The 8,652-nt window shown below is 70.8% G+C and carries 7 protein-coding genes; 1 reads left to right on the forward strand and 6 read right to left on the reverse strand.

Annotated features, from left to right (window positions below):
• Nucleotides 1-40: 40 nt before the first annotated feature.
• Genes ACFWI4_RS32710 through ACFWI4_RS32720 form a run of 3 tightly spaced genes read right to left on the reverse strand, consistent with a single transcriptional unit; the run spans nucleotide 41 to nucleotide 4,700 of the window.
• A complete protein-coding gene (locus ACFWI4_RS32710) occupies nucleotides 41-874 on the reverse strand; it encodes an HAD family hydrolase (protein WP_385396910.1) in 834 nt (277 codons plus the stop codon).
• The gene (locus ACFWI4_RS32715; RefSeq protein WP_387203738.1) at nucleotides 874-3,486 is read right to left on the reverse strand and encodes a phosphoribosyltransferase; all 2,613 of its coding nucleotides are present in this window, start codon (nucleotides 3,484-3,486) and stop codon (nucleotides 874-876) included. Before ACFWI4_RS32715 ends, ACFWI4_RS32710 begins: the two co-directional genes overlap by 1 nt.
• 44 nt (nucleotides 3,487-3,530) lie before the next feature.
• Nucleotides 3,531-4,700, reverse strand: a complete 1,170-nt coding sequence (locus ACFWI4_RS32720) for an HpcH/HpaI aldolase/citrate lyase family protein (RefSeq protein ID WP_387203741.1) — start codon at nucleotides 4,698-4,700, stop codon at nucleotides 3,531-3,533.
• Between the two features lie 180 nt (nucleotides 4,701-4,880).
• On the opposite strand from ACFWI4_RS32720, the gene ACFWI4_RS32725 reads away from it, so the two are divergent.
• Nucleotides 4,881-5,786: a TerD family protein gene (locus ACFWI4_RS32725; protein WP_387203744.1), complete on the forward strand. Its 906-nt coding sequence runs from the start codon at nucleotides 4,881-4,883 to the stop codon at nucleotides 5,784-5,786.
• A 91-nt stretch (nucleotides 5,787-5,877) separates the two neighbouring features.
• Here ACFWI4_RS32725 and ACFWI4_RS32730 read toward each other — a convergent pair whose 3' ends face one another.
• The 3 genes from ACFWI4_RS32730 to ACFWI4_RS32740 all read right to left on the reverse strand — a co-directional run bounded on the left by ACFWI4_RS32730 (nucleotide 5,878) and on the right by ACFWI4_RS32740 (nucleotide 8,572).
• Nucleotides 5,878-6,615 (reverse strand): Tellurium resistance, encoded by a 738-nt coding sequence (locus ACFWI4_RS32730; RefSeq protein WP_385396918.1) that lies wholly within the window; start codon nucleotides 6,613-6,615, stop codon nucleotides 5,878-5,880.
• Between the two features lie 96 nt (nucleotides 6,616-6,711).
• Nucleotides 6,712-7,860, reverse strand: a complete 1,149-nt coding sequence (locus ACFWI4_RS32735) for a DUF475 domain-containing protein (protein ID WP_385396920.1) — start codon at nucleotides 7,858-7,860, stop codon at nucleotides 6,712-6,714.
• 136 nt (nucleotides 7,861-7,996) lie between these two features.
• Nucleotides 7,997-8,572, reverse strand: coding sequence for a TerD family protein (locus ACFWI4_RS32740; protein WP_385396922.1), 576 nt, complete (start codon nucleotides 8,570-8,572; stop codon nucleotides 7,997-7,999).
• Between the last annotated feature and the right edge of the window lie 80 nt (nucleotides 8,573-8,652).

An 8,652-nucleotide genomic window follows, 5' to 3' on the forward strand; every position in this document is an offset into this window, starting at 1 on the left:
ACATCTCCCGAAACCGCCCCGGCCCGGGTGCCGCAGTCGCTCAGACCAGGCCCTGGCCGGCTCCCGCGGCGGCGCTCAGGAACTCGCGCAGGATCCGCTCCCCCGCCATGACACCGCGCTCCGGCAGGGCGGTGATCGCCGGTGCCGTCCAGTCGGCCTCGGCGAGTTCGCCGTGGCCCGGACGCCAGCCGCGGTCGGCGGCGAGCAGCAGGTCCGCGTCGAGCAGCGAGTCCCCCGCCCCGAGGGTGAGGACGGCCCCCGTACGGCGGGCGACCTCACGCACGGCCGCGCTCTTGGTGAGCGGCCTCGGCACGGCGTAGATCTTGCGGCCCTGCAACGAGACGGTGTAGCCGCGGTTCTCCGCCCACACGGCCAGGTCCTTGACCCACTCCTCGGGGAGCAGTTCCCGCTCCACCACCAGATAGGCGAACAGGTCCTCGGCGACCCGGTGCTTGCGCAGCCACACCGGGTCCGCGGTCGCCTCCAGGTGCTCGCGCACCTCGTCGAGCGGCGCGCACTCGGCGGCGAGCCGCTCCTTGACCGCCGCGTGCCAGTCGAGGTCGGAGACACCGTCGACGAGCAGATGACCGCCGTTCGCGCAGATGGCGTACTCGGGGGCGGGGCCGGGCAGGTTGATGCGCTGGTACTGCTTGCGGGTGCGGGTCGTGGTGGGCACGAAGTGGGCGATGTCACCGAGTTCGGTGAGCAGCCCGGCGGCCGTCTCCGTCATGTAGGAGAGGGGTTTGTTCTCGTGCACCTCGACGCACAGCAGCCGGGGCGCGCGGGCGTCCGGCATGGTGAGCGCGAGGGCGGCGGCGGAGTAGATGAGCGTGCGGTCGAGGTCGCTGGCGACCAGTGCCTTGGGCAGGGACATCAGAGGGTCACCGCCTTGCCGTCGGCACCGGTCGCGCCGCGCGTGTACTTCGGGTGGATCAACCCCACACAGGTGTACGGGAGTTCCTCGACCTCCTCGACGGGCACCCCGCGCTGCCCGGCGAGCAGCCGGACGTGGTCGAGGTCGGCGCCGGCTCCGGCGCGCGCGAGGATCTTCCAGGGGACCCGGCGCAGCAGCACCCGGGTGGTCTCGCCGACGCCCGGCTTGACGAGGTTCACGTCGTGGATCTCGTACTCCTCGCTGATGCGCTCGACCGCGGCCCAGCCCTCCCAGGTGGGCGTCCGGTCGGCGGCGAGGAGTTCCTTCGCCCGGTCGCGGGCCGATTCGGCGACCTCGGGGAAGCGGGCGGCGACGGCGTCGAGGAACTCGACGGAGACGTCGGCGCCGGCGAGCTCGCGGTAGAACTTCGCGCCGTGGAAGTCGTGTTCGCCGACCAGGTCGGCGCGCAGGACGGTCCGCGAGATCAGCCCGGAGACGGTCGAGTTGAGGCAGGCGGAGGGGATGAGGAAGTCCTCGCGGGTGCCGTACGTGCGCACGCAGGAGCCCGGGTCGGCGAGCACCGCTATCTCCGGGTCGAACCCGGTGATGCCCTCGGCCTCCTCGAACTCCGTGATGGCGTCGGCGAGTTCGCGGGTGATGGCGCCCTTGCCGGTCCAGCCGTCGACGAAGACGACGTCGGCCGGGTCGTGGTGGGCGGCGAGCCAGCGCAGCGCGTTGGCGTCGATGCCCCGGCCGCGGACGATGGAGACGGCGTAGTGCGGCAGGTCCAGGCCGTGCTGGTGCTGCGCCCAGCGGCGCATCAGGACGCCGACGGGGGTGCCGGCGCGGGCCAGGGACACCAGGACGGGGCGCGGGGAGCGGTCGGCGAGCACGAGTTCGGTCACGGCGCCGACGGCCTCGGCGATCCGGGCGGCGGAGGCGGTGAGGGCCGCCTGGAAGAGCTCCTGGTACTCGGGGCTCGGCTGGTACTCGACCGGCAGCGACTCGGCGTAGTGGGCGCCGCCGCTCTGGATGGCCTCCTCGCGCTCCTCGGTGGGCGCCTCCAGCGTCACGTCCGACAGGTCCCGCAGCAGCCAGCCGACCTCGTCGGGGGCGTACGAGGAGAAGGCGGGGCCACGAAGGGGCTCGGGCAGCATGGAGGGCCTTTCGGTGGACGGCCGTGCGGGCGCGTACGAGGGCACGACGGCGAGCAGGACATGCGGGATGTGTGCCGCCAACTGTGCCAACAGGCCGTCGGGAGCGTGCAGTTCGGGGGTGTCGGCGGTGGAGTCGACCACCGCCACGACGGCGTCGAAGCCGGCGCCCGCGACGTTGTAGGCGTAGCGCTCGCCGGGCCCGTCGTCCGGGTCGTCGTGGGCGGGGAAGGCGAGGCGGCTGCGGATGGCGTAGCCGGGGTCGTCGAGGGCGAGCACCGGGGAGCGGGTGGTGGTGGAGAAGCGCACCTCGGCGGGAAGCGTCCGCTCCAGTTCGTGGGCGAGCCGCAGCGGCGCGTACATCAGCTCCTCGAAGCCGAGGACCAGGACACGGTCCGCGCCGTCGGGCAGGGCGTCGGCGAGGCGCCCCGCCATCGCGGGCAGGGCCGCCTCCAGGCGTATTCGGTGTCCGGGCGTGAACCCGTGCCGTCCGCCGTCCGGGAGGCCGTGCGGCCAGCCGAGACCGACACGGACGGCGGCCGGGGCGACGCGTGCCGCCTCTTCGCCCTGCGCGCCCTGTTCACGCTGAGCGCCCTGAGCGCCCTGTTCGCCGTGGGCGGGACGCTCGTCGTGGGCGGGACGCTCGTCGTGGGTGGGACGCTCGTACCGGGCGACCAGGGCCGTCCCCTTGGCCAGGACGTCCTCGGGCAGGCGCACCGTGCCCGAGGCGGCCGCGACCAGGTCCACGCGGGCGCCGATGTCCCCGGCGAACTTCTCGAAGCGCGCGTGATCGGCGGGTGAGCGCATGTCGACCAGCGCCACGACCACGTACCGCTCGCGCGGATAGCGCCGGTGCAGGTCGCGGATCGTGTTCAGGACGGTGTTGCCGGTGGAGAACTCGTCGTCGACGAGGACCAGCGGGCCGGAGCCCGCGAGCAGTCCCGGGTCCTCGGGAAGCAGGAGGTGCGAGGTGGCGTGCGAGTGGGACTCCTCGAAGCCGCCCGCCCGCCGGACCCCGCGGACCGGCCGGCGCGTGGAGTGGAGGTAGGGCGCGACGCCGATCCCGTCCGCGACGGAGTGCCCGAGCCCGGTGGCCGTCTCGGCGTACCCGAGGACGACGGCCGCGCGGGCGTCCTCGGTGCCCAGCAGCTCACGCACCCGCCGCCCGAGCTCGACGCCGTACCCGTGGATCACGGCCGGGGACTGCGGCACGTGCTTGCCCAGGACGTTCGAGACGAGCAGGTGGGCCCGCTTGGGGTTGCGCCGCAGGGCGAGCCCCAGCAGGCCGCTCAGGCCCTCGTCACCGACGAGCTCGACACCGAGCCGCTCGGCGACCCAGGTCCCCGTCCACACCGGCTCCTGCGGGGCCTCGACGCGGTCCGGGGCGTTGACGCCGTCCGGGCCGCTGCCGCCGCCGGAGCGGCCGGGGTGGTTCGGGTCGTGTGCTGGGGTGTTCATCTGGTCCTTGCTGTCGGGGGTGCGCTGCGCTCGGCCGGGCCGGCTCACGCCAGGATTCCGGCGGTGAGCAGCTCGACGAAGCCGATGTCCTCGTGGGCGACCCCGAAGACCTCGGCGCGCAGCAGGGTGCGCTCGGCCCAGGCGCGATGCGGCTTCACCTCGTTCATTTTGTTCGTGTACGCCGATCTCAGTACACCCCCGCCGCCGCGCTCCGGCCTGAGGATGTCCTGGGCGTCGCTGTACTCCTCGTGGCTGACCACGGACAGCGCGTGGACGGGCGGCACGTGCGAGGGGTGGATGCAGGTCTTGCCCATGAGCCCGTTGGCCTGGTCGAGGGCGATCTCGCGCAGCAGGCCGTCCATGGCGTGCTCCAGCAGCTTCTCGCGCAGTTCCTCCGCCTCGCCCTCCAGGAAGGGGCTGCGGCGCAGCTGGGGCTTGAACATGCGTTCCTGGACGCGGAAGTACTCCCACACCGGTCCGGTGACGGTGAAGCCGGTGCCGTCGGCCCGCCCCAGCATGTTCACCACGTCGGCGATCACGGAGGCGACCACCTGGACGTCGTAGGCGGTCATGTCGGGGGCGCGGCGCAGCCCGTAGGAGGAGCAGAAGTCGGTCACGCCGAGGCGCAGCGCGAGGACCCGGTCGCGGTACTTGTCGACGGCGCGGGAGATGCCCTCCAGGGTCTCCACGCGCGATTCGCGGTAGAGCAGCTCGGGGGACTCCAGGACGGGCATGGCGAAGAGCCGTCTGCCGCTCTCCGCCTCGGCGGTGGTGAGGGCCTCCAGGAAGGGGGTGCCGCGCTCCTCGGTGAACTTGGGCATGACGAATCCGGACAGCAGCCGGACGGCCGGGCCCAGACGCCGTACGAGGTCGGGGATCTGCTCGGGGAAGCGGACCCGCACGAACAGCAGGGGTAGTTCGACGGAGTCCTGGCGGGACGCGAGGTCCTCGAACTGGCGGACCAGGTTCGCCTCGGCGCCCACGACCTCGGCGTCGTCGATGGAGTCCTCCAGGCACAGCACCATGGAGACGACACCGCGTGTGGTCTGTTTGACGATGTCGTCGGCCAGGGTCGGCCGGGTCGCCGGGCTGTAGAGGGTCGCCCCGAGGGCGGCGGCCAGCACTCTGGCCGGAGACTCGGACGTGAAGACGCCGGGCTCCCGGTGGAAGAGGCGCTGCCGCTCCTCCGGGGTGACGTGACCGAAATGACGCATGGGACTCCCCCGCGGCGGCTAGGTGGCCGAATGTGATGTGGCCGGTAATAGTACGTACGGATCCATGTCTGGGATTCCCACCGGGCGTGAAGTTCAGGTAACTCCGCCATGTCCATCACCGGCCGGTTCCGGAACGACCCCACATTGTCGTGACCAGGACCGACAGGGCAGGATGACGGCATGACGCACGCGATGCTGAAAGGGTCGAACGTCCCGCTGGACGCCACAGCGGTGCGCGCCGTCCTGCGCTGGACGCCCGGTCAGGGTGTCCCCGATGTCGATGCCTCCGCGCTGCTCCTCGGCCCCGACGGTCGTGTGCGATCCGACGAGGACTTCGTGTTCTACAACCAGCCCCGCCATCCGTCGGGCAAGGTGTGGCGGCTCGGCAAGAAGCGCGGCGCCGAGGGCCTCACCGACACGATCCAGACGGATCTGACGGGTGTCGAGCCCGGCGTCGGTCAGATTCTCCTGGTCGCATCGGCCGACGACGTCACCTTCGATCACGTACACGATCTGCGCATCCTGCTGTACGACGCGGCCGTCGCCGACGGTGAACCTCTGGCGTACTTCGACATCAAGCCGGAGACCGGCGCGGAGACCGCGCTGATCTGCGGCGAACTGTACCGGCGCGGGGACGGCTGGAAGTTCCGGGCGCTCGGCGAGGGCTACTCCAACGGGCTGGTGGGCCTCGCGACCGACTTCGGGATCTCGGTGGACGAGTCCGAGGCCGCCGCGGTGCCGGCTCCGGGCGCGGGGCCCGACCAGGCCGCCTGGGCCTCGCCGGCCACGGCCCACGAGACGTCGATGCCGCTGCCGCCCGAGCACTCCGCCCCGGTCACGCAGCAGGCCCCCGTCCCGCAGCAGCCCGCCTACGGCTATCCGGGGCCCGCGGCCGCCGCGCCCGGTCCCGCGTACGGCTATCCGCAGCCGGCCGGCCGGCAGGCGGATCCTTCCGCCTACGGCTATCCGCAGCCGCAGAGCGCGCCCGCCACCCAGCCCGCGTACGGCTTCCCGCAGGCGGTCGGCGCCGGGCCCGACCCGGACTTCCGGCTGCCGCCGCAGGGACCGCAGTTCCTCGGCCGCTGAGGCGGGCGGCCGCGGCGGGGGCCGCGAGGCCCGTGGGGCCGTTCCCGTGGCGCGTGGCCCCGGTGACCCGCCGGGCGGGCCGGGGCGGGCGCTAACGGTCGGCCTTGGACTTGTAGCCGCGGCCCCACTGGAGCCCCCAGCCGTAGAGGCGGTCGAGTTCGGCCTGGAAGCCGTACACGAACCTGACCTCGCGGCGCACGGTCACCTCGCCCTTGTTGCACTCGATCATGACGACGGCGCAGGACCTGGCCTGCGGATGGCGCTCGTCCAGGCCGATCTCGATGCGCGGGCCGTTGCTCGGATAGAGCGTGATGACGGCGTGCGTACGGTCGAAGGCCGGGGTCTGGTCGTAGATGTAGACGAAGACCAGCAGCCGTTTGATGTCGTCGCGGTGGTCGAGGTTGACGAAGGCCGTCTCCCCCGAGCCGGAGCCGAAGCGGTCGTCGCCGCTGAGCTTGACGAACGGCGGGGCGTTGAGCTCGCCGAAGAAGCTGCCGAGCGGCTGGACCACGCCCTTGGTGCCGTCCGCCAGCTCGTACATGACACCGAGGTCGAGGTCGACGTTCACCATGCTCTGGGTGTGCGCCTGGACCACTTCCGGTTTGAAGGCGCGCAGCGGGTGGCGCAGCAGGCTGCCGCGCTGCGGTCCGCCGATGTCGGAGGTGCGCATCCGCCAGGACAGGTTGATGCGCAGGTTCCCGCCGGCGGCGCCCTGTTTGGTGAGCGAGACCGTGTGGTTGCGCTTGTTCAGCTCGATGGAGTTGGACGCGGCGCTGCCGGAGTCGAAGTCCGCCGAGCGGCCGCGCCACAGGTCCTGCCAGATGCCCATTCGGCCCCCCACGTCCGTCGGTGTGCGGCGGGGCGGCCGCGGAGGACTCGTCCTCGGCGGCCGCCCCGTTCAGAGCGTTCCTCAGCCAGGGGGGTGTCACACCCCGGACGAGACCTCAGCCTTCTCGTCCGAGGTCGGGCCTTTTCCCTCGGCCTCGGCGAGCGCCTTGTTGCGGCGCACGGAGGACCAGAAGGACAGGGCGATCAGGACGACGCCGACGAGCCCGGTGATGACCTCGTTGATCTCGTACTGGATGGTGACCATGAGGATCACGGCCAGGGCGCCGATGGCGTAGTGGGCGCCGTGCTCCAGGTAGACGTAGTCGTCGAGGGTGCCCTGGCGGACCAGGTAGACGGTGAGCGAACGGACGTACATGGCGCCGATGCCCAGGCCGAGGGCCATCAGCACGATGTCGTTGGTGATGGCGAAGGCGCCGATGACGCCGTCGAAGGAGAAGGAGGCGTCCAGGACCTCCAGGTACAGGAACATGAAGAACGCGGCCTGGCCGGCGAGGACGACCGCGGGCTTCTTCCTGCCGCTGCGCTCGGCCTCCTCCTCGGCCTCGTGCTCCCGCTCCTCGTCCTCCTCCAGCCGGTCCTCGAAGTAGCCGGAGAGTCCACCGACGATCATGTACGTGATCAGACCGGCGATGCCGGAGACCAGCACCGTCTGTGCCTTGTCGACGTGACCGCCGCCGTGCTGGTGGGCGTGGACCGCGAAGGTCATGGAGGTGATCAGCAGGACGATCAGGGCGACGCAGACCGAGAGCATGTCGACCTTGCCGAGCTTGGCCAGCGGCCGCTCGATCCAGCGCAGCCACTGGATGTCCCGGTCCTCGAAGATGAAGTCGAGGAAGATCATGAGAAGGAACATGCCACCGAAGGCGGCGATCGACGGGTGGGCGTCGGTCACCAGCTGCTGGTACTTGTCCTTGTCGTTCAGCGCGAGATCGACCGCGTCGATCGGGCCGATCTTGGCGCTGATGGCGACGATCACGACGGGGAAGACCAGGCGCATGCCGAATACGGCGATCAGCACACCGACGGTGAGGAAGATCTTCTGCCAGAAGGCATTCATCTTCTTCAGGATTCCGGCGTTGACCACCGCGTTGTCGAAGGACAGCGAGATCTCCAGGACGGCCAGGATCGCCACGATGCCGAAGGCGGTCCACCCCCCGTAGAAGGCCGCTGCGACCAGGCCTAGCGCGGTGATCGCGAACGACCAGCCGAAGGTTTTCAGAAGCACTGGCTACCCAATCATCGTGTGGTGGGGGCACCCCCAAGCGCAGGCCCGGGGGGTGTGCAACCCCCGTGCCGTACTCGGCTTTACCTACTGTTGACCACGAAGTCTAAGGGGCCGCCTTCGGCTGATACAGGTGGGTCTAGGAAACATTGACCCCGAAGTCGAGTGCGATACCCCGCAGACCCGACGCGTATCCCTGGCCGACGGCGCGGAACTTCCATTCGGCGTTGTAGCGGTAGACCTCGCCGAAGATCATCGCCGTTTCGGTGGAGGCGTCCTCGGAGAGGTCGTAACGGGCGAGTTCCTGGCCGTCCGCCTGGTTGACGACCCGGATGAAGGCATTGCTGACCTGGCCGAAGGTCTGGCCGCGGTTGTCGGCGTCGTGGATGGAGACCGGGAAGACGATCTTGTCGACGACGGCGGGCACCTTCGCGAGGTCGATCAGGATCGACTCGTCGTCGCCCTCGCCCTCACCCGTGAGGTTGTCGCCGGTGTGCTCCACCGAGCCGTCGGGGCTCTTGAGCTGGTTGTAGAAGATGAACCACTCGTCCCCGAGCACCCGGCCGCCGCTGCACAGCAGGGCGCTGGCGTCGAGGTCGAAGTCGGCTCCGGTGGTGGAGCGCGCGTCCCAGCCGAGCCCGATCATCACATTCGTGAGGTTCGGTGCGGCCTTCGAGAGGGAGACATTGCCCCCCTTGGCGAGCGTGACGCCCATGATGCTGGTCCTCCCCGAGGTTCGATCTTCACTTGGTACGGCCGGTCCGGTGCCGCGCCGGGCCAGGACAGCAACGCTAC

It is taken from the genome of Streptomyces sp. NPDC127038, assembly GCF_042725875.1.
In the GTDB taxonomy this organism is placed as follows: Bacteria; Actinomycetota; Actinomycetes; order Streptomycetales; family Streptomycetaceae; genus Streptomyces.